Source organism: Caballeronia choica, from assembly GCF_001544535.1.
Classification (GTDB): Bacteria; Pseudomonadota; Gammaproteobacteria; order Burkholderiales; family Burkholderiaceae; genus Caballeronia; species Caballeronia choica.
In genome coordinates this window covers 51,043-75,507 of the sequence record NZ_FCON02000029.1, presented here as the reverse complement: position 1 = coordinate 75,507, position 24,465 = coordinate 51,043, and the positions used below count along the sequence as shown (strand labels likewise).

The 24,465-nt window shown below is 63.8% G+C and carries 19 protein-coding genes; 17 read left to right on the top strand and 2 right to left on the bottom strand.

The window, feature by feature from the left end; translation table 11 throughout:
• Positions 1-254: 254 nt before the first annotated feature.
• Positions 255-1,457 carry a M20 aminoacylase family protein gene (locus AWB68_RS15550; protein ID WP_087645238.1) on the bottom strand — a complete coding sequence of 401 codons (1,203 nt, stop codon included), beginning with the start codon at positions 1,455-1,457 and terminating at the stop codon, positions 255-257.
• Positions 1,458-1,627: 170 nt separating this feature from the next.
• Between AWB68_RS15550 and AWB68_RS15545 the strand changes: the two genes are divergently transcribed.
• Together AWB68_RS15545 and AWB68_RS15540 are read left to right on the top strand one after the other, a co-directional pair.
• The gene (locus AWB68_RS15545) at positions 1,628-3,709 is read left to right on the top strand and encodes a molybdopterin-containing oxidoreductase family protein (protein WP_087645237.1); all 2,082 of its coding nucleotides are present in this window, start codon (positions 1,628-1,630) and stop codon (positions 3,707-3,709) included.
• Positions 3,710-3,834: 125 nt separating this feature from the next.
• Positions 3,835-5,508, top strand: a complete 1,674-nt coding sequence (locus AWB68_RS15540) for a long-chain fatty acid--CoA ligase (protein WP_087645236.1) — start codon at positions 3,835-3,837, stop codon at positions 5,506-5,508.
• A gap of 155 nt (positions 5,509-5,663) precedes the next feature.
• Here AWB68_RS15540 and AWB68_RS15535 read toward each other — a convergent pair whose 3' ends face one another.
• Positions 5,664-6,818 (bottom strand): porin, encoded by a 1,155-nt coding sequence (locus tag AWB68_RS15535; protein WP_087645235.1) that lies wholly within the window; start codon positions 6,816-6,818, stop codon positions 5,664-5,666.
• 334 nt (positions 6,819-7,152) lie between these two features.
• On the opposite strand from AWB68_RS15535, the gene coq7 reads away from it, so the two are divergent.
• From coq7 to ftsA, 15 genes are all read left to right on the top strand, one after another.
• Complete coding sequence (coq7, locus tag AWB68_RS15530) at positions 7,153-7,809, top strand: 2-polyprenyl-3-methyl-6-methoxy-1,4-benzoquinone monooxygenase (protein WP_087645234.1); 657 nt, start codon at positions 7,153-7,155, stop codon at positions 7,807-7,809.
• A gap of 396 nt (positions 7,810-8,205) precedes the next feature.
• On the top strand, positions 8,206-8,634 hold the full coding sequence (gene mraZ / locus AWB68_RS15525) for a division/cell wall cluster transcriptional repressor MraZ (protein ID WP_087645233.1): 429 nt from the start codon (positions 8,206-8,208) through the stop codon (positions 8,632-8,634).
• Between the two features lie 15 nt (positions 8,635-8,649).
• Positions 8,650-9,603 (top strand): 16S rRNA (cytosine(1402)-N(4))-methyltransferase RsmH, encoded by a 954-nt coding sequence (gene rsmH, locus AWB68_RS15520; protein ID WP_087645232.1) that lies wholly within the window; start codon positions 8,650-8,652, stop codon positions 9,601-9,603.
• Positions 9,600-9,944 carry a cell division protein FtsL gene (gene ftsL / locus AWB68_RS15515; RefSeq protein WP_087645231.1) on the top strand — a complete coding sequence of 115 codons (345 nt, stop codon included), beginning with the start codon at positions 9,600-9,602 and terminating at the stop codon, positions 9,942-9,944. Before rsmH ends, ftsL begins: the two co-directional genes overlap by 4 nt.
• Complete coding sequence (locus AWB68_RS15510) at positions 9,941-11,794, top strand: peptidoglycan D,D-transpeptidase FtsI family protein (RefSeq protein ID WP_087645230.1); 1,854 nt, start codon at positions 9,941-9,943, stop codon at positions 11,792-11,794. The genes ftsL and AWB68_RS15510 overlap by 4 nt, the downstream gene beginning before the upstream one ends.
• Positions 11,791-13,335 carry a UDP-N-acetylmuramoyl-L-alanyl-D-glutamate--2,6-diaminopimelate ligase gene (locus tag AWB68_RS15505; protein ID WP_087645229.1) on the top strand — a complete coding sequence of 515 codons (1,545 nt, stop codon included), beginning with the start codon at positions 11,791-11,793 and terminating at the stop codon, positions 13,333-13,335. The genes AWB68_RS15510 and AWB68_RS15505 overlap by 4 nt, the downstream gene beginning before the upstream one ends.
• Positions 13,332-14,753, top strand: a complete 1,422-nt coding sequence (locus AWB68_RS15500) for a UDP-N-acetylmuramoyl-tripeptide--D-alanyl-D-alanine ligase (RefSeq protein WP_087645228.1) — start codon at positions 13,332-13,334, stop codon at positions 14,751-14,753. Before AWB68_RS15505 ends, AWB68_RS15500 begins: the two co-directional genes overlap by 4 nt.
• 19 nt (positions 14,754-14,772) lie before the next feature.
• Positions 14,773-15,942, top strand: coding sequence for a phospho-N-acetylmuramoyl-pentapeptide-transferase (mraY, locus tag AWB68_RS15495; RefSeq protein ID WP_087645227.1), 1,170 nt, complete (start codon positions 14,773-14,775; stop codon positions 15,940-15,942).
• Between the two features lie 25 nt (positions 15,943-15,967).
• Positions 15,968-17,476 (top strand): UDP-N-acetylmuramoyl-L-alanine--D-glutamate ligase, encoded by a 1,509-nt coding sequence (gene murD / locus AWB68_RS15490; protein WP_087645226.1) that lies wholly within the window; start codon positions 15,968-15,970, stop codon positions 17,474-17,476.
• The gene (gene ftsW / locus AWB68_RS15485) at positions 17,473-18,783 is read left to right on the top strand and encodes a putative lipid II flippase FtsW (protein ID WP_087645225.1); all 1,311 of its coding nucleotides are present in this window, start codon (positions 17,473-17,475) and stop codon (positions 18,781-18,783) included. The genes murD and ftsW overlap by 4 nt, the downstream gene beginning before the upstream one ends.
• Positions 18,780-19,916, top strand: a complete 1,137-nt coding sequence (gene murG, locus AWB68_RS15480) for an undecaprenyldiphospho-muramoylpentapeptide beta-N-acetylglucosaminyltransferase (RefSeq protein ID WP_087645224.1) — start codon at positions 18,780-18,782, stop codon at positions 19,914-19,916. Before ftsW ends, murG begins: the two co-directional genes overlap by 4 nt.
• Complete coding sequence (murC, locus tag AWB68_RS15475) at positions 19,913-21,310, top strand: UDP-N-acetylmuramate--L-alanine ligase (RefSeq protein WP_087645223.1); 1,398 nt, start codon at positions 19,913-19,915, stop codon at positions 21,308-21,310. Before murG ends, murC begins: the two co-directional genes overlap by 4 nt.
• A 50-nt stretch (positions 21,311-21,360) precedes the next feature.
• Positions 21,361-22,302, top strand: a complete 942-nt coding sequence (locus tag AWB68_RS15470; RefSeq protein ID WP_087645246.1) for a D-alanine--D-alanine ligase — start codon at positions 21,361-21,363, stop codon at positions 22,300-22,302.
• 17 nt (positions 22,303-22,319) lie between these two features.
• A complete protein-coding gene (locus AWB68_RS15465) occupies positions 22,320-23,072 on the top strand; it encodes a cell division protein FtsQ/DivIB (protein WP_087645222.1) in 753 nt (250 codons plus the stop codon).
• Positions 23,073-23,099: 27 nt separating this feature from the next.
• A complete protein-coding gene (ftsA, locus tag AWB68_RS15460) occupies positions 23,100-24,332 on the top strand; it encodes a cell division protein FtsA (RefSeq protein ID WP_087645221.1) in 1,233 nt (410 codons plus the stop codon).
• Positions 24,333-24,465 lie beyond the last annotated feature (133 nt).

Sequence of the window (24,465 nt, the reverse complement as noted above, 5' to 3'; positions counted from 1 at the left end):
CCGAACAGGACCGTGAAACGACTCCACGCCGATGATAGTGCGGAGCTCCCGTGTGAAAGTAGGTAATCGTCAGGCTCATCATGCCTTAAACAAACACCCCACCCCACAAAGGTGGGGTGTTTGCGTTTGCGTGCTCCATTGTCCTTCTGCCCTTCTGCCCTTCTTCTCATTCCCGCCTTCTCCGCCCCTTCGGCCCTAGACCCAGCGTCGCCAGCGAAAACATTCACCCACCCCGCTTGACAAAGCTTCTCCGCTCATCCGCGAGCAAGGTCAGGCAGAAAGCGCTCTGCCAAACGAACCCAATAAGTCGACCCCACTGACAGCAAGCTGTCGTTGAAATCATAGCTCGCGTTGTGAAGCATACACGGTCCGGCGCCGTGTCCCGATTCGCGATGCCCACCTTCCCCATTCCCAAGAAACGCGTAGCATCCGGGCTTTTCCAGCAGCATGAACGAAAAATCCTCGGCGCCCATCGTCGGTTCTACCGATGCGTCGACGTTCTCCTCGCCCACGACTTCCGCCATCACCGACGCAGCAAATCGCGCTTGCTCGGCATCATTGATCGTTGGCGGATAGTTTCGGTTGAAGCGGACCTCTACATCGCAATCGAAGGCCGCCGCCGTCGACTCGACGATCTTGTGCATCCGCCTTTCGATCAGATCGAGTGTTTCTACGGTGAACGTACGCACTGTACCCGCCAGCCACGCTTCGTCGGGGACGACATTGAGCGCATCGCCGGCATGAATCTGCGTGATCGAGAGCACGGCGGTGTCGATCGGCTTTTTGTTGCGCGTGATGATGCTCTGAAGGCCGTTCGCGATCTGCACCGCAGTAAATACGGGATCGCGCCCGTTGTGCGGTAGCGCCGCGTGCGAACCAATGCCGCGCACCTTGATCCGAAACTCGTTGCTCGACGCCATGATCGGCCCCGGAGTCACGCCGAAATGGCCCGCCGGCATGCCCGGCCAGTTGTGAATGCCAAAGACCGCATCGACGGGAAAGCGCTTAAAAAGACCATCCTCGATCATCGCACGAGCGCCTGCCCCGCCTTCTTCGGCGGGCTGGAAGATGAAGACGACTGTGCCATCGAACTGTCCGTGTTCGGCGAGGTGTTTCGCCGCGCCGAGCAGCATTGCGGTGTGGCCGTCGTGTCCGCAAGCGTGCATTCGCCCCTGATGTTTCGAGCGATGATCGAACGTGTTGATTTCCTGGATTGGCAGCGCGTCCATGTCGGCGCGAAGGCCGATGGATGCGCTGCTCGTACCGCGCTTCAGAACCCCCACCACGCCGGTCTTGCCGAGTCCACGATGCACGGTCAATCCCCAGCGCTCCAGATTTTCAGCGACCAGCTGCGCCGTGCCGACCTCCTCGTAGCGAAGTTCGGGATGCGCATGGATCGTTCGTCGGAGCGCCTTGATTTCTTCGTGTGCTGCTTCGATTTCAGGAATCAGGTTCATTGACAGTGTCTCGATTTGCGAACGATGAGGCCGCGCGCGCCTCGTACATACGCGCTCTGCAGACCATTTTACGCCGCGACAATTTAATCGATCTGACCGGTGACCAACGGCCAGCCGTAATAAAATCCGTTTATCCGCATCGTTTTGCGTGCTTCCTACCGGACTTTTGCATGAATGCCCCCGCCGAATTCGCCCGTGCCGTCTGCCCGCACGATTGTCCCGACACTTGCGCGATGCGCGTTACCGTCAAGGATGGCAAGGCCGTCAAGGTCAGCGGCGATCCCGACCATCCGCCGACGCAAGGCGTGCTTTGCACGAAAGTGTCGCGCTATGCCGAACGCACGCACCATAAGGATCGGCTGCTCACGCCGTTGCGACGCGTCGGCCGCAAAGGCGAGGGACGCTTCGAAGCAATCGGTTGGGACGAGGCACTGCGCCTGGCCGCAGATCGCTTGAAGCCGATCGCAGCTCGCGCGCCCGAAGCCATTGTTCCGTACAGCTATGCCGGCACGATGGGGCTCGTGCAAGGCGAAAGCATCGCCGCGCGTTTTTTCAACGCGCTCGGTGCGTCGCGGCTCGACCGGACGATTTGCGCGGCGGCCGGCGCGGCGGGCCTTCGGTATACCTACGGCGCGAGCCTCGGCATGCACACCGAGTACTTCGAGGAAAGCGAACTCATCCTGATCTGGGGTGCAAATCCGATCGCGTCGAACCTGCATTTCTGGACGCGAGCACAGGAAGCGAAGCGTCGCGGGGCGCGGTTGATCGCGATCGATCCGTATCGCTCGTTGACCGCTGAAAAGTGTCATCAGCATATCGCGCTCAAACCCGGCACCGATGCCGCGCTAGCGCTCGCCATGATCGACGTGTTGATCCGCGAAGACCTGATCGACAGCGCATACATCGACGCTTACACGCTCGGCTTCGAACAGCTGAAGGCGCGCGCCGCACAATACCCGCCGGCGCGCGCTGCACAGATTTGCGGTATCGAGGAACAGGCGATCGTCGATCTCGCGCGCGCATTCGGCGCGACCCGGAAGGCGTCGATACGCCTGAACTACGGCATGCAGCGCGTGCGCGGCGGCGGCAACGCAGTGCGGGCGATTGCCTGTCTGCCATCGGTGACGGGGGCGTGGCGCGAGCGTTCGGGCGGCGTCCTGCTGTCGTCGTCGGGATGGACGCCGGTCGATTCGAGCGCGCTCGAACGGCCTGACCTGTTGCCGGGCTGGCCGTCGAATTTGCCGCGCATGATCAACATGAATGCGATCGGCGACGCGCTGCTGCATCCCGGCGACGCCGCCTTCGGCCCGAAGGTCGAGGCGCTGATCGTCTACAACTCGAACCCGGTCGCGGTGGCGCCGGATTCAGAGAAAGTCGCGGCGGGCTTCGCACGCGAAGACGTGTTCACCATCGTGCTCGAACACTTTCAGACCGACACTGCCGACTACGCCGATCTGATCCTTCCCGCGACCACGCAACTCGAGCATCTGGACGTCCACAAGTCGTACGGGCACACGCACGTCATGGCGAACCTCCCGGCGATCGCACCGGTCGGCGAGTCGCGCTCGAACACGGAGATCTTCCGGAGCCTTGCGCGCGTGATGGATCTCACCGATCCCGCTCTCTTCGAAACGGATGACGAAGTCGCCTCAAAGGCGCTTCGTTGGAGCGATCCGGCGCTCGCGGGTCAAAGCTGGAACACGCTGAAAACGGCGGGCTGGGCGCAGCTCAAGCTGGCCGACGCACCGTTCGCGAACGGCGGTTTTCGCACGCCGTCGGGGAAGTGCGAGTTCTACAGCGAGCGCCTCATGAGCGAGGGCCTCGACCCCTTGCCCGATTACCTCGCGCCCTACGAGTCGGCCGATGGCGCGCCCGAACTTGCTGCCCGTTTTCCACTCGCGATGATTTCGCCGCCCGCCCGCAACTTCCTCAACAGCAGCTTCGTGAATGTGACAAGCCTGCGTTCGACGGAAGGCGAGCCGCATCTCGACATCCATCCCGTCGACGCGCACGCGCGCCAGATCGCCGACGGCGAAATCGTGCGCATTTTCAACGATCGCGGCTCGATGCAGGCGCGAGCGCGCGTGACCGAGCGCGCGCGCGAAGGCGTGGTCGTCGGATTGTCGATCTGGTGGAAAAAACTCGCGCCGGATGGCCGCAATGCGAATCAGGTGACGAGCCAGGCGTTGACCGATCTCGGCGGCTCGGCGACTTTCTACGATTGCCTCGTCGAGGTTGAACCGGCGCATTGAGCGGCATCGATAAGAGCACTCTGAAAGCAGTGGAGGGTTGCGTCTAATCGGTTGTCGGAAATGGGTCGAGCCGTTAGCATTCGTTCTCCGCACGACCATTCGATAACAATTAGAGGAGACGCCGCATGGAAAAAATCTGGCTGAAGTCGTATCCGGCCGGCGTGCCCGCGGAAATCGACGTTTCGGCTTACCGCTCGGTTTCCCAACTGCTCGAGGACAGTTTTCGCAAGAATCGCGAACGGCGCGCATTTCTCTGCATGGGGCAGGCGATCACGTACGGCGAGCTCGACGCCATGTCGAAGAAGCTTGCCGCCTGGTTCCAGGCAAAAGGGCTGAAACCCGGCGCGCGAGTCGCGCTGATGATGCCGAATGTGCTGCAGTATCCGGTCGCGATCGCCGCCGTATTGCGCGCGGGGTACATCGTCGTGAACGTGAATCCGCTCTACACGCCGCGCGAACTCGAACATCAACTGAAGGACAGCGGCGCCGAGGCGATCGTTCTGCTTGAAAATTTCGCGACCACGCTGCAGGCCGTGTTGAAGAACACGGCGATCAAGCACGTCGTCGTGGCCGCGATGGGCGATCTGATGGGCCTCAAGGGCATGGTCGTCAATTTTGTCGTGCGTCGCGTGAAGAAGATGGTGCCCGAGTGGAGTTTGCCGGGCCATGTCCGTTTCAACGACGCGCTCGCGCAAGGCGAGCGGGAAACGCTGCAACCGGTCGCCCAGAATCCCGACGACGTCGCGTTTCTTCAATACACGGGTGGCACGACGGGCGTCGCGAAGGGCGCCACGCTGCTGCACCGGAATGTGATCGCGAATGTGCTGCAATCGGAAGTCTGGCTCGACCCGGCGCGCAAGAAACGGCCGGATATCGACCAGTTCGTGTGCGTCGTGGCGCTGCCGCTGTATCACATCTTCGCGCTGACGGTTTGCGGCTTGCTCACGATCCGCACGGGCGGGCTCGGCGTGCTGATCCCGAATCCGCGTGATATCGCCGGCACGATCAAGGAACTCAAGGGCATTCCGATCAACACGTTTCCGGCGGTCAACACGCTGTATAACGCCCTGTTGAATCATCCGGATTTCGCGAGCCTCGATTTCTCGAAGCTGATCGCCGCGAACGGTGGCGGCATGGCTGTTCAGGAATCGGTGGCGAAGCGCTGGTACGAAACGACGGGCGCACCGATCATCGAGGGTTACGGTTTGTCGGAGACGTCGCCGTGCGTCACCTGCAATCCGGTGACGGCGACCGAATACACGGGCACGATCGGCTTGCCGTTCCCGTCGACGGAAATCTCGATCCGCGACGACGACAACAACGAAGTGCCGCTGGGCGGCGCCGGCGAAATCTGCATCCGCGGACCGCAAGTGATGGCGGGTTACTGGAACCGGCCGGATGAAACCGCCAAGGTCATGACGCCGGACGGCTTCTTCAAGTCGGGCGATGTCGGCGTGATGGACGAGCGCGGATACGTGAAGATCGTCGATCGCAAGAAGGACATGATCCTGGTATCCGGCTTCAACGTGTATCCGAACGAGATCGAGGACGTCGTCGCGAAGCTTCCTGGCGTATTCGAGGTGGCTGCCGTCGGCGTGAAGGACCGGAATTCGGGCGAAGCGGTGAAGCTGTTCATCGTCAAGAAGGACCAGAGCCTGACCGAGGCCGACGTCATCGCGTTCTGCAAGGACCGGCTCACCGGCTACAAGCGGCCGCGCAGCATCGAGTTTCGCAGTGACCTGCCGAAGAGCAATGTCGGCAAGATCCTCAGGCGCGAGTTACGCGACGGCAAGGTTTAGGAATTCGGTCGGTCGCCGTGGAAAAGTGAAAAAGCCTTCGTGTCGAAAGACCGAAGGCTTTTTTGTTGCGTCGCAACAACGTCAAGAAGACCCACGCATAAAAAAAGGCGCCCGAAGGCGCCTTTTCAAGGGTGATGCAGCTTTGTTCAGACTTATTAGAACTTGTGACGGATACCGACGATCGCAGCGACCTGGTTCGACGTCGACGAAGGCGACAGGCCGTTGATGTTCGCGACAGCAGCCGTGTTGGTCGAATCGGTGCCGATTGCGTGCTGGTACACGCCTGCAACGTAGAAGTCCGTGCGCTTCGACAGGAAGTAGTCCGTACCCAGCATCGCTTGGTGGTACTTCGCGTCGTTTGCGCCGTAACCATGCGTGTAGTCGTAAGCCACGCCCAGCAAGAGAGCCGGGGTCAACTGATACTTGAAGTTGACTTCGGCGTTGTGGAACCGGGCCGAGCCGCTGTAGCCCAGCGGGTTCAGGCCGGCTTCGCCGCCCAGATCCTTGAACGCCGTGTTGCTGTACGTCGCGCCGACCGTTGCTGCGCCGAACGTGTAAGCAGCGCCGGCCGAGATCACTTCCTGGGTACGTGCCGATGCGTAGCCCGAATACACGCGGCTGCCGGACATGTTCGAAGCAACTGCGCTCGAGGTTGCGTTGTTACCGTAGAACGAGAAGTTCGGGTCACGCACGTTCAAGTAGGCAGCGCCCAACTGCAGCGGGCCCTGGGCGTAGCCGACACCCGCCGACCAGATCTGGTTACGGCCGGACTGGCCAGCAACGCCGCCCAGGCTGTACAGGCCGCCGAACGTCAGGCCAGCGTAGTTTGCGCTCGTGTACTTGAACGAGTTGTTCGCACGGTTCGAGTTGTTCATGTTGTCCAAGTCGCCCGGGTGCGCGCCGAAGCGCGTGCCCCACTGGCTACCGACTTCGAGCGCGCCGGTATAGTCGACGACGGAGTCGTACTGGCGACCGAGCGTGACCGTACCGAACTGGCTCGTCGACAAACCGACGAAGGCTTGACGGCCGAATTCGTCGCCGCCTTGGCCCAGACGGCCGGTCATGCCGTCAAAGCCGTTTTCCAGCACGAAGATGGCCTTCAGACCACCACCCAGATCTTCCGTGCCACGCAGGCCCCAACGGCTGCCCTGTAAGCTGCCGCTCATCAGCGAGTACAACTGATTGCCGGCGCTGTTGTTGTTAAACACGAAGCCAGCGTCGATGATGCCGTACAGCGTCACGCTGCTCTGTGCTTGAGCGGCACCAGCGAACGTGCCTAATGCGGCCAGAGCGAGAAGCGACTTTTTCATTGAAATACTCTCCAAGGATATTGAATCTGTTCAGCAGGGCACTGTTCTAGCGCCAGTGTGTTGACGTCCCGCCGGGTACTTCCAAAAGAAGTTGACCGTAATGTAACAAAGAGAGTTTTGCGAACAAAGGAAAAGCCGGCCTCATCTCGCCATCCTGTGACGTTTACGCAACATGCGCTAAAATCTTGATTCGATGCATTTTTGCGACCGGTGTTTGCCCTAATTCCAAAGACGGGCATGTTTTTGGCGCTTTTTCGGGACGCGATTGCAGCCTGCGAATTGCCCCGGATCGTGAACGAAAACGGTGCAAAAGCCACGCTGAAGGGAGGTGTGAATGACGCTTGATGAACTGATTACCGAGTTCGATCGCGGGTTGCGGTCGATGGCGGGCGTGAGCCGCATGTCACGTCCAATCCCTGTTTCGAAAGCCATTGGTAATGTGGATGAGTTCGGCATTCCGGCCGATGCGCCGGAACTCACCGCAGAGGAAAAAGCGCACTCGGCGGGACTGATGCGTGTGAATCATGTCGGCGAGGTGTGCGCGCAGGCGCTGTATCAGGCGCAGAAACTCGCGACGAAGTCGCCCGCGCTCAAGGACGATTTCGAGCGCGCGGCGCGCGAGGAAGAAGACCACCTCGCGTGGACGTCGCAGCGCCTGCGGGATCTCGACTCGCGTCCGAGCCTGCTGAACCCGCTGTGGTATGCCGGCTCGCTCGCCATTGGCCTGGTTGCGGGGCGTCTCGGCGACCGCGCGAGTCTCGGCTTCATGGCGGAAACCGAGCGCCAGGTCGAGCATCATCTCGACGGGCATTTGAAGACACTGCCGGCGAACGACCTGGCGTCGCGCGCGATCGTCGAGCAGATGCGCACCGACGAAAACGAACACGCCGCATCGGCGATTGCGGCGGGCGGCGGAGACGTGCCGTTTCCGGTTCGCGCACTGATGAAGGCGGCGTCGAAGGTCATGACCACCACGGCATACCGTATCTGACGCGCGTTGGACCCTCGGCGCCGGTGGGACGCGCTCCCACCGGCGCCAGCGCTTTTCTCGTCGGCCAGGACTGCCGCGGATCAGCCTTGCAGAAGCTTTACGATACGTGCATTTCCCTCGCTCAATTCACGTACTACCTTCACTTCCCGCACTAGTTCTTTCATTCGTAACGGTTTTCTCTTTCCGGGTCACTTCAAGCACCCGCGCTAAGTCCTTGTTCTGGAAAACAAAATTAGTCAAATAAAAGGTCTGAGCCTTGACCCTACAAATCCGTTCCTCTAAAGTGGGAGACAGTGTGAGAAAGTGTATTTTCGTGTGATTTCGAAGCCACTTTCCGGCACATTTTGGACAAGAAGTGATGCCGTCGGCGGGCGTCGTCAAAATGGGAGAGGGCGAGTGTTCCAGGGGGCTTCGGCGCTGACACTCGATGCGAAGGGACGGATGTCCGTCCCTTCTCGCTATCGGGAAGCGCTGCAAGGACAGGCAGAAGGCCGGGTCACGCTCACGAAGAGCCCGGACGGATGCCTGTTGCTCTTTCCTCGCCCGGAGTGGGAAGTCTTTCGCAAGCGGGTCTCCGAGCTTCCGATGGAAGCCGCGTGGTGGCAGCGCATTTTCCTTGGCAACGCAATGGACATGGAACTCGATACGGCCGGGCGCGTGCTCGTGTCGCCGGAGTTGCGTGCGGCGGCGTCGCTCGAGAAGAGCGTGATGCTGCTCGGCATGGGGAATCGCTTCGAGTTGTGGGACGCGGACACCTACGCCGCGAAGGAAGCGGCGGCAATGGCGCAGGGCATGCCCGAGTCGCTGAAGAATTTCACTTTCTGACGCGGCGCTAAATACATGGCACCTGCGATGGGAAACGAACTGCAGCATCGCACGGTGCTGCTGGATGAAGCGGTAGATGCGTTGGTCACGCGCACGGACGGTATCTATATAGATGGCACGTTCGGGCGGGGTGGTCATAGCCGTGCGGTGTTGAGCAAGCTGGGTGACGAAGGGCGACTGATCGCCTTCGACAAGGATCCGCTTGCAATCGCCACGGCGCAACAAATACAGGACTCACGCTTTTCGATCGTGCACGACAGCTTCGCTGCCCTGCGCGACGCGGCAAGCGAGCGAGGAGTAGCGCGGGTAGCGGGTGTGTTGCTGGATCTGGGGGTGTCGTCGCCGCAGGTGGACGATCCGGGTCGTGGCTTCAGCTTCAGGGCGGAAGGTCCGCTCGATATGCGGATGGATCCGACTCGCGGCGAGTCGGCAGCTGAGTGGCTCGCGCGGGCAACGGTGCAGGAATTGACGGAGGTGATCAGAGATTATGGGGAAGAACGGTTTGCTTTTCAGATTGCAAAGGCGCTTGTTGCTCGCCGGGCAGAGTCCGAGCGTCTTGGGCCTCTCGTCAGCACGAGCGAGCTTGCCGAAATCGTGGGTCACGTCGTCAAAACCCGTGAGAAGGGCAAGGACCCGGCAACTCGTACCTTTCAGGCTATACGGATTCACATCAATCAAGAGCTTGCGGAGCTGCAGGTAGTCCTGGAAGCAGCTTTGGCGTTGTTGGAGCAAGGGGGCCGGCTGGTCGTGATCAGCTTTCATTCGCTCGAGGATCGGATCGTCAAGCGGTTCATGCAGGCGCACGCGAGCACGCCGGCGATCGACCGCCGCCTGCCGATCCGCGCCGTCGACTTGCCGAGTCCGCCGCTGCGCATCGTCGGACGCGTGTTCGCAAGCGACGCTGAAGTCGCCGCCAATCCGCGCGCCCGGTCCGCTGTGATGCGCATTGCGGAGCGGATCGCGCCATGAACCGCCTCAACATTTTCCTGTTGATCGTCGTGCTCGGGTGCGCGCTTTCGGTCGTCAGCGCGACCAATCAGCAGCGGCAGATCTTTATCGAAGTGCAGCGCGCGCAGTCGCAGGAGCGCCAGCTTCAACAGGATTTTTCGCAGTTGCAGTATCAGCAGAGCGCGTTGTCGAAGACCTCGCGCATCGAGCAGTTGGCCACTAATTCTTTAAAGATGCAGCCCGTGAGTACCGGCCGCACGCAATACCTCACCTACGATCCGGCGACCTCGAAAGCCGCCGATGCCCCGATGCCGCCGCCGTTGCCGGCGTCGGCGCCTCCTGCGCGCGGAGCCAAGCGATGAAAAAATCCGCGAAGCAAAAGGACGTGGCCTACACCCCGAATCCGATCCTGTCGCTGCGCCTGCCGATGTGGCGCTCGAAGCTCGTCGTGTTCATGCTGTTCATGGCGTTCGTCGCGCTCGCGGCGCGCGCGTTCTGGATCCAGGGCCCGGGCAACGCGTTCTTCAAGAAACAGGGCGAGAGCCGCTATCAGCGCACGCTCGAACTGCCGGCGACGCGCGGCCAGATTCGCGACCGCAACGGCCTCGTGCTCGCAACGAGCTTGCCGGTGAAGGCGATCTGGGCGATTCCCGAAGCCGTGCCGAACGATCTCGGCGCGGACAAGCTCACCGAGCTCGCAAAGCTGCTCGACATGACGCAGAAGGAGTTGCGCGCGAAGCTGTCGGTGGACAAGACGTTTGTCTACGTGAAGCGTCAGGTGCCGCTCGAAACCGCGCAGAAAGTCGCGGCGCTCGACATCCCCGGCATTTATTCGCGCGGTGAATACAAGCGCTTCTATCCGGAAGGCGAAATCACTGCGCACCTGATCGGCTTTACTAATATTGAAGACAAGGGTCAGGAAGGCGTCGAACTCGGCGACCAGGGCGTGCTTGCCGGCACGCCGGGCATGCGCCGCGTGATCAAGGACCGGATGGGGCACATCGTCGAGGACGTCGACGAGCAAGTCGTGCCGCACAACGGCACGGACGTCGATCTCTCGATCGACAGCAAGATCCAGTACATCGCGTACACGAACCTCAAGGCGGCGGTCGAGAAGTCGAAGGCGAAGGCAGGCGCGGCAATCGTGATCGACGTGAAGACGGGCGAAGTGCTCGCGCTCGTCAACTATCCCACCTACAACCCGAACGACCGCTCGCGGATGACCGGCGAGCAGTTGCGCAACCGCATCCTCACCGACACGTTCGAGCCCGGCTCGATCATGAAGCCGTTTACGGTGTCGCTTGCGCTGGACCTGCATCGCGTGTCGCCGAATACGCTCGTCGATACCGGCGGCGGCGTGTTCGTGCTCGACGGCGCGCGCATCACCGACGACTCCGGCTTCGGCGTGCTGACAGTAGGCGGCGTGATTCAAAAGTCGAGCAATATCGGCGCGACCAAGATCGCGATGCAGTTGCGCCCCGAGGAAATGTGGAACATGTACACGAGCATCGGCCTCGGCCAGGCGCCGAAGGTCGGCTTCCCGGGCGCGGTGACGGGGCGTCTGCGGCCGTGGAAAAGCTGGCGCCGCATCGAGCAGGCGACGATGTCGTATGGCTACGGCCTGTCGGCGTCGCTGTTCCAGCTTGCGCGCGCCTATACGGCGATCGCCCACGACGGGCAGGTTTTGCCGGTGTCGATTTTCCGCACGCCGGGCGACCAGCCGGTGCAAGGGCCGCAAGTCTTCGCGCCGACCACCGCGCGTGAAGTCCGCGCGATGCTCGAAACCGTGACCGCGAAGGGCGGCACGTCGCCGGATGCGGCCGTGCCGGGCTATCGCGTCGGCGGCAAGAGCGGCACCGCGTACAAGCACGGGGGCCACGGCTACGACCATTCGAAATATCGCGCGTCGTTCGTCGGCATGGGGCCGATGCCGAATCCGCGCATCGTGGTGGCGGTGTCCGTCGACGAGCCGACGGTCGGCAGCCACTTCGGCGGACAGGTGTCGGGTCCGGTGTTCTCGGCGATCGCCGGCGACACGCTGCGCGCGCTCAACGTGCCGCCCGACATGCCGTTCAAGCAGATGGTCGTGAATGACGAGTCGGGTGCGGCGTCCCAGCCGGCCGCAGCGGCTCCGCCGCAAAACGCACAGAGCACGGCGAAGAAGCTCGCGGTGTCGAGCAATAACAAGACGCACCCGGGAGTCGTTCGATGAACGCGCCGAGCAAGCAACCGAAGGCGCGCAAGGACATCGCGCAGGCGGTGCAATGGCTGCGCGCGCACGCGCAGCCGGACGCGCAGTTGCATGCCGACACGCGCTCGCTGAAAAGCGGCGACGTGTTCTTCGCCTATGCCGTCGATGGCGCGGACAACCGCCAGTACATCGATGCCGCGCTCGCGAACGGTGCCGCCGCCGCGCTGTATCAGCCGGAAAATTTCGGCGGCAAGCCCGACGCCGAAAAAACGCTCGCGGTGAAGGCGCTGAACGAACTGGCCGGTCCGATCGCTGCCGCGTGGTACGGCGAGCCGACCGAATCGATGCTGACCGTCGGCGTGACCGGCACGAACGGCAAGACGTCGTGCAGTCAGTGGCTCGCCACCGCGTTGACGGCGGTCGGCAAGCCGTGCGCGATCGTCGGCACGCTGGGCATCGGGATGCCGGGCAAGCTCGTCGCGAGCGGCTTCACGACGCCCGATGCGCCGCAGCTCCAGCGCAATCTCGCTCAACTGAAGGCGGCGGGCGCGCAGGGCGTGGTGATGGAAGTGTCGTCGCATGCGCTGCATCAGGGGCGCGTGAACGGCACGAACTTCGACATCGCCATCTTCACGAATCTCACGCAGGATCACCTCGACTACCACGTCACGTTCGACGCCTACGAAGCGGCGAAGGCGCGCCTGTTCGCGTGGCCGTCGCTGAAGGCCGCAATCGTCAATCGCGACGATGCCGCCGGACAGCGCCTGATCGAATCGTTGCGCGGCAAGTTGCGCACGATCGCCTACGGCGTCGAGATTCCGGCGCAAGCCGTGCCGCGCGCCGACGCGTTGCTGCTCGCCACCAACGTCCGTGCGACGGCCAACGGCACGGCGTTTCATCTGGCGTCGGACTGGGGCGATGCGGAGGTCGAGGTCGGCACGCTCGGCGCGTTCAACGTGAGCAACCTGCTCGCGGTGCTCGGCGCGCTGCTCGACACCGGCATCCCGCTCGACGCCGCGCTCGCGCAGATCGCGAAGCTCGAACCGGTGAACGGACGGATGCAGCGTCTCGGCGGCCGCCCGCAGAACGACGAACCGCTCGTCGTGATCGACTATGCGCACACGCCGGACGCCCTCGATAAAACCCTCGCCGCGCTGCGCCCGATTGCCGAGGCGCGCGGCGGTCAGCTCATCTGCATGTTCGGCTGCGGCGGCGACCGCGACGCGACCAAGCGCCCGCTGATGGGAGCGATCGCGGAAAAGCTCGCGGATCAGGTCGTGATCACGGGCGACAACCCGCGCAGCGAAGACCCGCAGTCGATCATCGGGCAGATCGCGGCCGGCATGCGCGACGCGACGCACGCGCGCCGGATCGAAGACCGCGCGAGCGCAATCCTTCAGGCAATCCGCGCGGCGGCTCGCGAAGACGTGGTCGTGCTGGCCGGCAAAGGGCACGAGGCAACGCAGGAAATCATGGGAAAGAAACGCGCTTTCTCCGATCAGGATCACGCGCGCCTCGCGCTTGCGGCACGCGCCACGCACACGCGCGGAGGCGGCGAATGACGATCTTCACTTTGCGTGAGGCCGCCGCGCTGATTCCGGGCGCCGTCGTGATCGGCGACGAAAGCGTCGCGCTCGACCGCGTGTCGACCGATAGCCGCACGGCGGGTGCCGGAGATCTGTTCGTCGCGGTGAAGGGCGATCGTTTCGATGCGCATGATTTCCTGAAGCAGGTTGCGGAGCGCGGCGCGTCGGCGGCGCTGGTTTCTCGCGAGCCTCTCGATGCGTCGCTGCCGGTTATCAAGGTAAAGGACACCCGCGCCGCGCTCGGTGCGCTCGCACACGGATGGCGCGAGCGCTTCACGATGCCGCTCGTCGCCGTCACCGGCAGCAACGGCAAGACGACGGTCAAGGAGATGATCGCGTCGATTTTCTCGGCGGCGGTGGGCGAAGCAGCGTGCATGGCGACGGCGGGCAATTTCAACAACGACATCGGCTTGCCGCTGACGTTGTTCCGTCTCAACGCAACGCACCGCCTGGCCGTGGTCGAGCTCGGCATGAACCACCCGGGAGAAACCGAAGTGCTCGGGAAGATCGCGGCGCCCACGGTTTCGGTCGTGAACAACGCGCAGCGCGAGCATCAGGAGTTCATGGCGACGGTGGAAGCGGTCGCGCTGGAACACGCGTCGGTGATTCATGCGCTCGGTGACACCGGCACGGCCGTGTTTCCCGCCGACGATGCCTACGCGAGCATCTGGCGCGTCGCCGCGACCGGCAATCCGATCGTCGACTTCGCGCTGTCCGACGATCCTTCGAAGGCCGCGGTGACGGGCCGTATCGCCGGGACGAGCGTCGAGATCGTGACGCCGCAAGGACCGCTCTCCGTCGCGTTGCGCGTGCTTGGCGAACACAACGCCCGCAATGCGCTTGCCGCGACGGCGGCGGCGCTCGCGGCGGGCGTGTCGCTCGATGCGATCAGGCGCGGCCTCGAAGCGTTCGAGCCGGTGAAGGGCCGCTTGCAGGTGAAGCGCGCGGCGCTAGAGCCGATCGAAGGCGCAACCGTCATCGACGATACGTACAACTCGAACCCCGATTCGATGCGCGCCGCCATCGACGTGCTCGCGGCGCAACCGTCGCCGCGCGTCCTCGTGATGGGCGACATGGGCGAAGTCGGCGACCAGGGCCCGGCGTTTCATCGCGAAGTGGGCGCGTATGCGGCGGAGCGCGGCATCGATGCGCTTTTCGCGTTGGGCGATGCCAGCGCCGACTCGGCAAGGGCGTTCCACTCGGCGGCATCGAACAGAACGGCGAAGCACCTCACCGATGTAACGCAACTGATTGCAGCACTGACCCAGGCCGGCTTCGGATCCGGCGCCACGTTTCTCGTGAAAGGCTCGCGTTTCATGCAGATGGAACGTGTGGTGGACGCCGTGACGAGTCCACACCAACCCGCGTCGGGCACTGCGCCCGCCGCACACTGATTAGAGAAGAAGGACCAGCATGCTACTCGCACTCGCGCAATGGCTACAGAATGACGCCAGCTTCATGCGCGTGTTCATCTACATCACGTTCCGCGCCGTCGGTGCCACGGCGACGGCGCTTTTGATCGGCCTCTTCTGCGGACCGTGGGTGATCCGCAAACTGACGGCGATGAAAGTCGGCCAGGCCGTGCGCAAGGACGGGCCGCAGACGCACCTCGTCAAATCCGGCACGCCGACGATGGGCGGCGTGCTGATCCTGCTCGGCATCGCGGTGTCGACGCTGCTGTGGGCCGACCTCACGAACCGCTTCGTGTGGATCGTGATGCTCGTCACGTTCGGCTACGGCGTGATCGGCTGGGTCGACGACTACCGGAAAGTGGTGCACAAGGACCCGCGCGGCATGTCGTCGCGCGAGAAGTATTTCTGGCAATCGGTGATCGGCCTGTTCGCCGCCGTTTATCTGGCGTTCAGCGTGTCGGAGGCGAACAACGCGCGCGTGTTCGATCTCTTCATGGCGTGGGTGCGAAGCGGCCTGTCGATGGGCCTGCCCGCGCGCGCCGACCTGATGCTCCCGTTCGTGAAGGCGATCAGCTATCCGCTCGGCGTGTGGGGCTTCATCGCGCTGACGTATTTCGTGATCGTCGGCGCGAGCAATGCCGTGAATCTCACCGACGGCCTCGACGGCCTCGTCATCATGCCGGTCGTGCTGGTGGGCGCGTCGCTCGGCGCGTTCGCCTACGTGATGGGCAGCTCGGTGTACTCGAAATACCTGCTGTTTCCGCACATTCCCGGCGCGGGCGAACTGCTGATCTTCTGCTCGGCGATGGGCGGCGCGGGTCTCGCGTTCCTCTGGTACAACACGCACCCCGCGCAGGTCTTCATGGGCGACGTCGGCGCGCTCGCGCTCGGCGGCGCGCTCGGCACGATCGCCGTGATCGTGCGCCAGGAAATCGTGCTCTTCATCATGGGCGGGATTTTCGTGGCGGAGACGCTCTCCGTGATGCTGCAGGTGTTCTGGTTCAAGTACACCAAGCGCCGCTACGGCGAAGGACGGCGCGTCTTCAAGATGGCGCCGCTGCATCACCACTACGAATTGTCGGGCTGGACCGAGACGCAGGTCGTCGTGCGTTTCTGGATCATCACGCTGATGTTGTGCCTGTTCGGGCTGTCGACGCTCAAGTTGCGTTAAATCGTTGTCAGAGAAAGGTAAAGCGATGTTTGGCGAGAAGTTTCTGGGTCGGCCGAGTCCGATGGTGCTGGTGCTGGGGCTCGGTGAATCCGGCCTCGCGATGGCGCGCTGGTGCGCCAGGCACGGGTGCCGGCTGCGGATCGCCGATACGCGCGAGACGCCGCCGAATCTTTCCGAGCTGGCCGTTCGCAAGATCGACGCGGAATTCGTCGGTGGCGCGTTCACGCCTGCGCTGCTGGATGGCGACATCGAGATCGTCGCGATCAGCCCGGGGTTGTCGCCGCTCGCCGCCGACCTGAAACCGCTGATCGATGCCGCGAAGGAACGCGGCATTCCCGTGTGGGGTGAACTTGAACTGTTCGCGCAGGCGCTCAGGTCGCTCGGCGTGAACGGCTACGCGCCGAAGGTCCTGGCGATCACCGGCACGAACGGCAAGACCACGACGACCGCGCTCACCGGCCTCCTGTGCGAACGCGCGGGCAAGGCGGTGGCGGTCGCGGGCAACATCAGCCCGGCGATGCTCGACAAGCTGACCGACGCCATCGACAACACCGCGCTGCCCGATGTCTGGCTGCTCGAACTGTCGAGCTTCCAACTGGAAACGGCGCACACCTTCGCGCCTCATGCAGCCGCCGTGCTGAACATCACGCAGGATCACCTCGACTGGCACGGCGGACTCGACGCCTACGCGTCCGCCAAGGGCCGCATCTTCGGCGCGCGGACGGTGCGCGTGCTGAACCGCGACGACGCCCGCACGATGGCCCTCGCACAAGGGTCATCGAGCGTGGTGACGTTCGGACTCGACGAGCCGGCGCGCGTGGGCGACTACGGTCTGCTCCGCGACATCGGCATCGTGTGGCTTGCGGAAGGATACGACCGCGACGCCAGCGACGTGCCCGCGCCAACGCGCCGTCGCAAGCACGAAGCCGCCGCCGCGCCGGAGGTCGTCTCGAAGCGCCTGATGCCCGCCGACGCATTGCGCATCCGCGGCTTGCACAACGCGGCGAACGCGTTGGCAGCCCTGGCGCTCGCACGCGCGATCGACCTGCCGCTCGCCGCGTTGCTGCACGGCTTGCGTGAATACCGGGGCGAGCCGCATCGCGTGGAAGTGATCGCGCAGATCGACGGCATCGATTACGTCGACGACAGCAAGGGGACGAACGTCGGCGCGACGGTCGCCGCGCTCGACGGCCTCGCGCAACGCGTCGTGCTGATCGCCGGCGGCGACGGCAAGGGCCAGGATTTTTCGCCCCTCGTCGCGCCGGTCGCGCGCTGGTGCCGCGCCGTGATGCTGATCGGCCGCGACGCGCCGCGCATCCGCGAAGTGCTGGCCGAAACCGGCATCGAACTGCAGGACCACGCGACGCTCGAAGCCGCGACGCAAGCCGCCGCGCAACTCGCGCAAGCGGGCGATGCCGTGCTGCTCTCGCCTGCGTGCGCGAGCCTCGACATGTTCAGGAACTACGCACATCGCGCCGACGTGTTTCGTCACGCGATCGAAGAAATCGCCGCCGCGCGGGGAGTGATGCTATGAGCTGGTCCGAACGCTTTGGATCGAAACTCAGCGGACAACGCAACGCGGTTGCCAACGACAGCGCCGCGCTCGGCGGACGCACGAGCCGCATCAGCCACCTGAGCGAGCGCGGGGCGGACAGCGCGAGCGGCATTTCGAGCGCGGTGAACGGCGTGCGGCCGATCCGCTCGCGCATGCTCGACTACGACCACTCGCTCCTGTGGGTCACGATCGCGCTGCTCGGGCTCGGCATCGTGATGGTGTATTCGGCGTCGATCGCGATGCCCGATTCGCCGAAGTACGCGCAGTACCGCGACTATCACTTCCTCGTGCGCCACCTGATCTCGGTGACGACGGCGATCGTCGGCGCGATCGTTGCGTTCAAGATTCCGGTGTCGGCGTGGGACAAGTACGCGCCGAAGCTTTTCCTCATCGCGCTGCTGATGCTGGTCGTCGTGCTGATTCCGCATGTCGGCAAGGGCGTGAACGGCGCGCGCCGCTGGATTCCGCTTGGCATCACGAACATGCAGCCGTCGGAAATCATGAAGCTGGCCGTGACGATCTACGCCGCCAACTACACCGTGCGCAAGCAAGAGTTCATGCACAGCTTCGGGCGCGGCTTCCTGCCGATGGCGGTGGCGGTCGGCGCCGTCGGCGCGCTGCTGCTGCTCGAACCCGACATGGGCGCATTCATGGTGATCGCCGCGATCGCGATGGGCGTGCTGTTCCTCGGCGGCGTGAACGGCAAGCTGTTCGGCGGCCTCGTGCTCACGGCGGTCGGCACCTTCACCATGCTCGTGTGGCTGTCGCCGTGGCGCCGCGAGCGGATCTTCGCCTACCTCGATCCGTGGGACGACCGTTACGCGCAGGGCAAGGCATATCAGTTGACGCACTCGCTGATCGCGTTCGGTCGCGGCGAGTGGTTCGGCGTCGGGCTCGGCGGCAGTGTCGAGAAGCTCAACTACCTGCCCGAAGCACATACCGACTTCATCCTCGCGGTGATCGGCGAAGAACTCGGGTTCGTCGGCGTGATCGTCGTGATCCTGCTGTTCTACTGGATCGTGCGACGCGCGTTCGAGATCGGCCGTCAGGCGCTCGCGCTCGACCGCACGTTTGCCGGGCTGATGGCGAAAGGCGTCGGCATCTGGTTCGGTGCGCAGACCTTCATCAACATGGGCGTGAACCTCGGCCTCCTGCCGACCAAGGGTCTCACGCTGCCGCTCGTGAGCTACGGCGGTTCGGGCATCTTGCTGAACTGCGTCGCGCTCGCGGTGCTGATGCGCGTGGACTATGAGAATCGCGTGCTGATGCGCGGAGGGAAGGTATGACGGCATCGGGCGCATCCAGTTCGCGCACGCTGATGGTGATGGCGGGCGGCACCGGCGGACACGTGTTCCCGGGGCTCGCGGTCGCCCACTGGATGCAGGCGCGCGGCTGGCGTGTCGTGTGGCTCGGCAACGCGGCGGGCATGGAAGCGACGCTCGTCCCGAAGCACGGCATTCCGATGGAATACGTGCGCTTCGGCGGCGTGCGCGGCAAGGGGCTGAAGACGAAGCTGATGCTGCCGGTGAACCTCATGCGCGCGTGTTCGGAGAGCCTGGGCGCGCTGCGCCGCGTGAAGCCGGACGTCGTGCTCGGCATGGGCGGCTACATCACGTTTCCCGCCGGTTTGATGACGAAGCTCGGCGGCTATCCGCTCGTGCTGCACGAACAGAATTCGATCGCCGGTCTCGCGAACAAGGTGCTCGCGCATCTGGCGAAGCGCGTGCTGGTCGCGTTTCCAAATGCCTTGCCGAACGCCGAATGGACCGGCAATCCGATTCGTGCGGAACTTGCGCGCGCATTGCCACCCAAAGAACGCTACGCCGCTCGCAACGGCAAGCTCAATGTGCTGGTCGTCGGCGGCAGCTTGGGCGCGGCGGCATTGAACGAAACGGTACCGAAAGCGATGGCGCTGCTCGATCCCGCGCTGCGTCCGCGCATCGTGCATCAGGCGGGCGCGAAGCATATCGAAGCACTCGAAGCGAACTATGCCGCAGCGGGCTTGCAGCGTGGCGAAGACCTGCAACTCGTGCCCTTCATCGAGGACATGGCGAGCGCCTACGCCGCCGCCGATCTCGTGATCTGCCGCTCGGGCGCGATGACGGTGTCGGAGATCGCGGCGGTCGGCGTGGCGGCGCTCTTCGTGCCGTTCCCGTTCGCCGTCGACGATCACCAGACGACCAACGCCGCGTTCCTCGAAAAGAACGGCGCGGCGCAACTGATACAGCAACGCGACCTGTCGGCGGAAAAGCTCGCCGGCTGGTTGCGCAGCCAGACGCGTGAGTTGCTCGCCGGCATGGCCGAGCGCTCCCGCGAACTGGCGAAGCCCGACGCGACGGAACGCGTCGCCAGGATATGCGCCGACGTGGCCGGCATGGGCACGGGCGAAAGCGCCGAAGCGCTGAAGGATTTGAAATGAAACACATCGTCAAACACATTCATTTTGTCGGCATCGGCGGCGTGGGGATGAGCGGCATCGCGGAGGTGCTGGTCAACCTCGGCTATCAGGTGAGCGGCTCGGACCTGTCGAAGAACGCGGTGACCGACCGCTTGAGCGCGCTCGGCGCGCGTGTCGCGATCGGGCATGACGCGCAGAACATCGAAGGGGCGAATGCAGTGGTCGTGTCGACCGCCGTGCGCTCCGACAATCCGGAAGTGCTGGCCGCGCGCCATCGCCGCATTCCGATCGTGCCGCGCGCCGTGATGCTCGCGGAACTCATGCGCCTGAAGCAGGGCATCGCGATTGCCGGCACGCACGGCAAGACCACGACGACCTCGCTCGTCGCGAGCGTGCTGGCCGCGGGCGGGCTCGATCCGACCTTCGTGATCGGCGGGCGTCTGAACAGCGCGGGCGCGAACGCGCGGCTCGGCACGGGCGACTTCATCGTCGCGGAAGCGGACGAGTCGGACGCGTCGTTCCTGAATCTCTTTCCGGTGATCGAAGTCATCACGAATATCGACGCCGATCACATGGACACCTACGGCCACGATTTCGCGCGGCTCAAGCAGGCGTTCATCGAATTCACGCACCGGCTGCCGTTCTACGGCATCGCCGTGCTGTGCGTCGACGATCCGAACGTGCGCGAGATCCTGCCGTTCGTGTCGAAGCCGATCATCCGCTACGGCCTCGGCGCCGAGGCGCAAGTGCGCGCGGTGAACGTCGAGGCACGCGAAGGCCTCATGCATTTCACGACGCTGCGCGAAGACGCGCCGCCGCTCGATGTCACGTTGAACCTGCCGGGCACGCACAACGTGCAGAACGCGCTCGCGGCCATCGCCATCGCGACTGAACTCGAGGTGTCCGATGCCGATATCCAGCGAGCGCTCAGTGAATTCAACGGCGTGGGCCGGCGCTTTCAGCGCTACGGCGAAGTGAAGGCGGGGGATGGCGCGTACACGCTGATCGACGACTACGGCCATCACCCGGTCGAGATGGCCGCGACCATCGCGGCGGCGCGCGGCGCGTTCCCGGGCCGGCGCCTGGTGCTTGCGTTCCAGCCGCATCGCTTCACGCGCACCCGCGATTGCTTCGAAGACTTCGTGAAAGTGCTCTCCACCGTCGATGCCCTCGTGCTTACCGAAGTCTATTCGGCGGGCGAAGCGCCGATCGTCGCTGCCGACGGCCGCGCGCTCGCACGCGCAATCCGGGTCGCGGGCAAGGTCGAGCCGGTGTTCGTGGAAACGGTCGACGAAATGCCGGACGCGCTGACGACCATCGCGCGCAACCGCGACGTGGTGATCACGATGGGCGCCGGTTCCATCGGCGGAGTGTGCGGGCGCATCACGCAAGAATCATCGCAAGAACTGAAATGAATAGCGCAATGGGAAATGAAGCGGGAAATGAAGCGAGCAAGAACGTGAACGTGAACGAGATCGATCCGAAAGCATTCGGCAAAGTGGCAGTACTCCTCGGCGGCAATTCGGCCGAGCGCGAGGTATCGCTGAATTCCGGGCGCCTCGTGCTGCAGGGCCTGCGCGATGCGGGCATCGACGCGCATCCGTTCGATCCGGCCGAGCGTCCGCTGTCCGAACTCAAGGACGAAGGCTTCGTGCGCGCGTTCATCGCGCTGCATGGCGGCTATGGCGAGAACGGCCAGTTGCAGGGCGCGCTCGATTTCTACGGCATCCGCTATACGGGCAGCGGCGTACTCGGCTCGGCGCTCGGCATGGACAAACTGCGCACCAAGCTCGTGTGGCAGCAGACCGGCGTGCCGACGCCGCCGTTCGAAACCGTCATGCGTGGCGACGACTACGACGCGCGCTCGTTGGAGATCGTCGCGAAGCTCGGCTTGCCGCTCTTCGTGAAGCCGGCGACGGAAGGATCGAGCGTCGCGGTCATCAAGGTGAAGAGCGCCGATGCATTGGTACCGGCGCTGGTCGAAGCGGCGAAGTTCGACAAGATCGTGATCGTCGAGAAGAGCATCGAAGGCGGCGGTGAATTCACGTGCTGCATCGCGGGCGACCTCGACCTGCCGGTCATCAAGATCGTGCCCGCGGGCGAGTTCTACGACTACCACGCGAAGTACATCGCCAACGACACGCAGTACCTGATTCCGTGCGGCCTCACGCCCGCCGAAGAAACGCGCATGAAGCAACTGACGCAGCGCGCCTTCGACATGCTCGGCTGCACCGACTGGGGCCGCGCCGATTTCATGCTCGATGCGGACGGCAATCCGTATTTCCTCGAAGTGAACACGGCGCCCGGCATGACCGATCACTCGCTGCCGCCGAAGGCGGCGCGCGCGGTCGGGATCAGCTACCAGGATCTCGTCGTGAAGGTGTTGTCGCTGACGCTCAAGAACTGAAGGACTGAAGCCGAAACATGTGGAATAACGCTCGCCAGCTCAACCTCGCCGCCAATGCACTGCACGGGCTGCTCGTGCTCGTGCTTCTGGCCGCCGCGGGTTACTGGGCGATCCAGCGTCCCGAGTTTCGCCTCCGCGAGATCCAGATCGACGGCGACACGTCGCACATCAATTCGCCGACGGTGCGCGCAGGCGTGGTGGGGCGCCTGAAGGGCAACTTCTTCACCGTCGATCTCGATACGGCGCGCACCGCGTTCGAACAGATGCCGTGGGTGCGTCACGCGAGCGTGCGCCGCGTGTGGCCGAACGCGCTCGCCGTGACGCTGGAGGAATTCAAGCCGCTCGGCACGTGGGGCAGCGATCAACTGGTGAGCGTGGACGGCGAACTGTTCACCGCGAACCAGGGCGAACTCGACGACGACCTGCCCGCGTTCGACGGCCCGGAAGGCACGGCGAAGGAAGTGGTGGCGCGCTATCGCGATTTCACGAAGTGGTTCGCGCCGCTCGATGCGCACCCGGACGAAGTGACGCTGTCGCCGCGTTTCGCGTGGACGGTGAAGCTCTCGAACGGCACGCAGATCGAACTCGGACGCGAGCGCAATCAGGACACTTTGTTCGACCGCAGCCGCCGGTTCGTGGCGGCGTGGTCGTCGGTGACGGGGCGGTGGGGGAATGACATCGAATACGCGGATTTGCGCTATCCGAACGGCTTCGCGATACGGGCTGCCGGCATGCGTTTCATCAGCGACACCGACAAAGCCAAGAAGTAACCAGACATCACAGGCAATGAGCACGCTATGAGCAAAGACTACAAAGACCTGCTGGTCGCCCTCGACATCGGAACGTCGAAGGTGGTGGCGATCGTCGCTGAACTGAAGGGCGAAGGCCACTACGAGGTGATCGGACTCGGTCAAAACGACTCGAAGGGATTGAAGAAGGGCGTCGTGGTCAATATCGAGGCCACGGTGCAGTCGATCCAGCGCGCGCTCGAAGAAGCGGAACTGATGGCCGACTGCAAGATCACCAACGTGTTCACCGGGATCGCGGGCAGCCACATCCGCAGCTTCAATTCGAGCGGCATGGTCGCGATCAAGGACAAGGAAGTCACGCAGGCCGACGTCGCACGCGTGATCGAGACGGCCAAGGCGATCAACATCCCGACCGATCAGCAGGTGCTCCACATCCTGACGCAGGAATTCATTATCGACGGCCAGGAAGACGTGCGCGAGCCGATCGGCATGAGCGGCATCCGGCTCGAAGTGAAGGTGCACATCGTGACGGGCGCGGTGAGCGCGGCGCAGAACATCGTCAAGTGCGTGCGCCGCTGCGGGCTCGAAGTGAACGACCTGATCCTGCAGCCGCTCGCTTCGTCGCTGGCAACGCTGACCGAGGACGAGAAGGAACTGGGCGTCGTGCTCGTGGATATCGGCGGCGGCACGACCGACATCGCGATCTTCAGCGAAGGCGCGATCCGCCATACGGCCGTGATCCCGATCGCCGGCGACCAGATCACGAGCGACGTCGCGATGGCGCTGCGCACGCCGACGCCGGACGCGGAAGACATCAAGGTGAGCTACGGCATCGCGAAGCAGGCGCTGGCCGACCCGGACGAAATGATTGAAGTGCCGGGGCTCGGCGAGCGCGGCCCGCGCACGCTGTCGCGGCAGGCGCTGGCGGCGGTGGTCGAGCCGCGCGTCGAAGAGCTGTTCTCGCTCGTGCAGCAGGTCGTGCGCGAGTCGGGCTATGAAGAGTTGCTGAGCAGCGGCGTCGTGCTGACCGGCGGGGCGTCGATGATGCCGGGCATGGTCGAACTCGGCGAGGACATTTTCCTGAAGCCGGTGCGCATTGGCGTGCCGGAATATGCGGGCGGTCTCGCGGATGTCGTGCGCAATCCGCGTTATTCGACGGCAATGGGCTTGCTCGTCGAAGGGCGTTCGCAGCGCATGCGCGGCCGCAAGGTCGCGGTGCAGTCGGGTTCGATGGGACAGGTATTCACGAGGATGAAGGACTGGTTCCTCGGGAATTTCTAGCAAGGGTTTTGACGAGAGTTGCGACGCAAGCCTTCTAAAAAAGGTTACGCAGTAAAGACAATACGCGCTGGTGCCGGCGGCTGGCGCGCGACAGGCGGTTGCCCGATCGCTTGCCGAATAACGCCGCTTTTCA

Excerpts from the sequence above, each read along its gene's own strand:
- coq7 (WP_087645234.1), top strand. The coding sequence starts at position 7,153 with ATGACGCTTGATGAACTGATTACCGAGTTCGATCGCGGGTTGCGGTCG.
- AWB68_RS15550 (WP_087645238.1), bottom strand. The coding sequence starts at position 1,457 with ATGAACCTGATTCCTGAAATCGAAGCAGCACACGAAGAAATCAAGGCG.
- murG (WP_087645224.1), top strand. The coding sequence starts at position 18,780 with ATGACGGCATCGGGCGCATCCAGTTCGCGCACGCTGATGGTGATGGCG.
- AWB68_RS15465 (WP_087645222.1), top strand. The coding sequence starts at position 22,320 with ATGTGGAATAACGCTCGCCAGCTCAACCTCGCCGCCAATGCACTGCAC.
- ftsL (WP_087645231.1), top strand. The coding sequence starts at position 9,600 with ATGAACCGCCTCAACATTTTCCTGTTGATCGTCGTGCTCGGGTGCGCG.
- AWB68_RS15545 (WP_087645237.1), top strand. The coding sequence starts at position 1,628 with ATGAATGCCCCCGCCGAATTCGCCCGTGCCGTCTGCCCGCACGATTGT.
- AWB68_RS15535 (WP_087645235.1), bottom strand. The coding sequence starts at position 6,818 with ATGAAAAAGTCGCTTCTCGCTCTGGCCGCATTAGGCACGTTCGCTGGT.
- mraY (WP_087645227.1), top strand. The coding sequence starts at position 14,773 with ATGCTACTCGCACTCGCGCAATGGCTACAGAATGACGCCAGCTTCATG.
- AWB68_RS15500 (WP_087645228.1), top strand. The coding sequence starts at position 13,332 with ATGACGATCTTCACTTTGCGTGAGGCCGCCGCGCTGATTCCGGGCGCC.
- ftsW (WP_087645225.1), top strand. The coding sequence starts at position 17,473 with ATGAGCTGGTCCGAACGCTTTGGATCGAAACTCAGCGGACAACGCAAC.
- AWB68_RS15505 (WP_087645229.1), top strand. The coding sequence starts at position 11,791 with ATGAACGCGCCGAGCAAGCAACCGAAGGCGCGCAAGGACATCGCGCAG.
- AWB68_RS15510 (WP_087645230.1), top strand. The coding sequence starts at position 9,941 with ATGAAAAAATCCGCGAAGCAAAAGGACGTGGCCTACACCCCGAATCCG.
- murD (WP_087645226.1), top strand. The coding sequence starts at position 15,968 with ATGTTTGGCGAGAAGTTTCTGGGTCGGCCGAGTCCGATGGTGCTGGTG.
- AWB68_RS15540 (WP_087645236.1), top strand. The coding sequence starts at position 3,835 with ATGGAAAAAATCTGGCTGAAGTCGTATCCGGCCGGCGTGCCCGCGGAA.
- murC (WP_087645223.1), top strand. The coding sequence starts at position 19,913 with ATGAAACACATCGTCAAACACATTCATTTTGTCGGCATCGGCGGCGTG.
- rsmH (WP_087645232.1), top strand. The coding sequence starts at position 8,650 with ATGGCACCTGCGATGGGAAACGAACTGCAGCATCGCACGGTGCTGCTG.
- ftsA (WP_087645221.1), top strand. The coding sequence starts at position 23,100 with ATGAGCAAAGACTACAAAGACCTGCTGGTCGCCCTCGACATCGGAACG.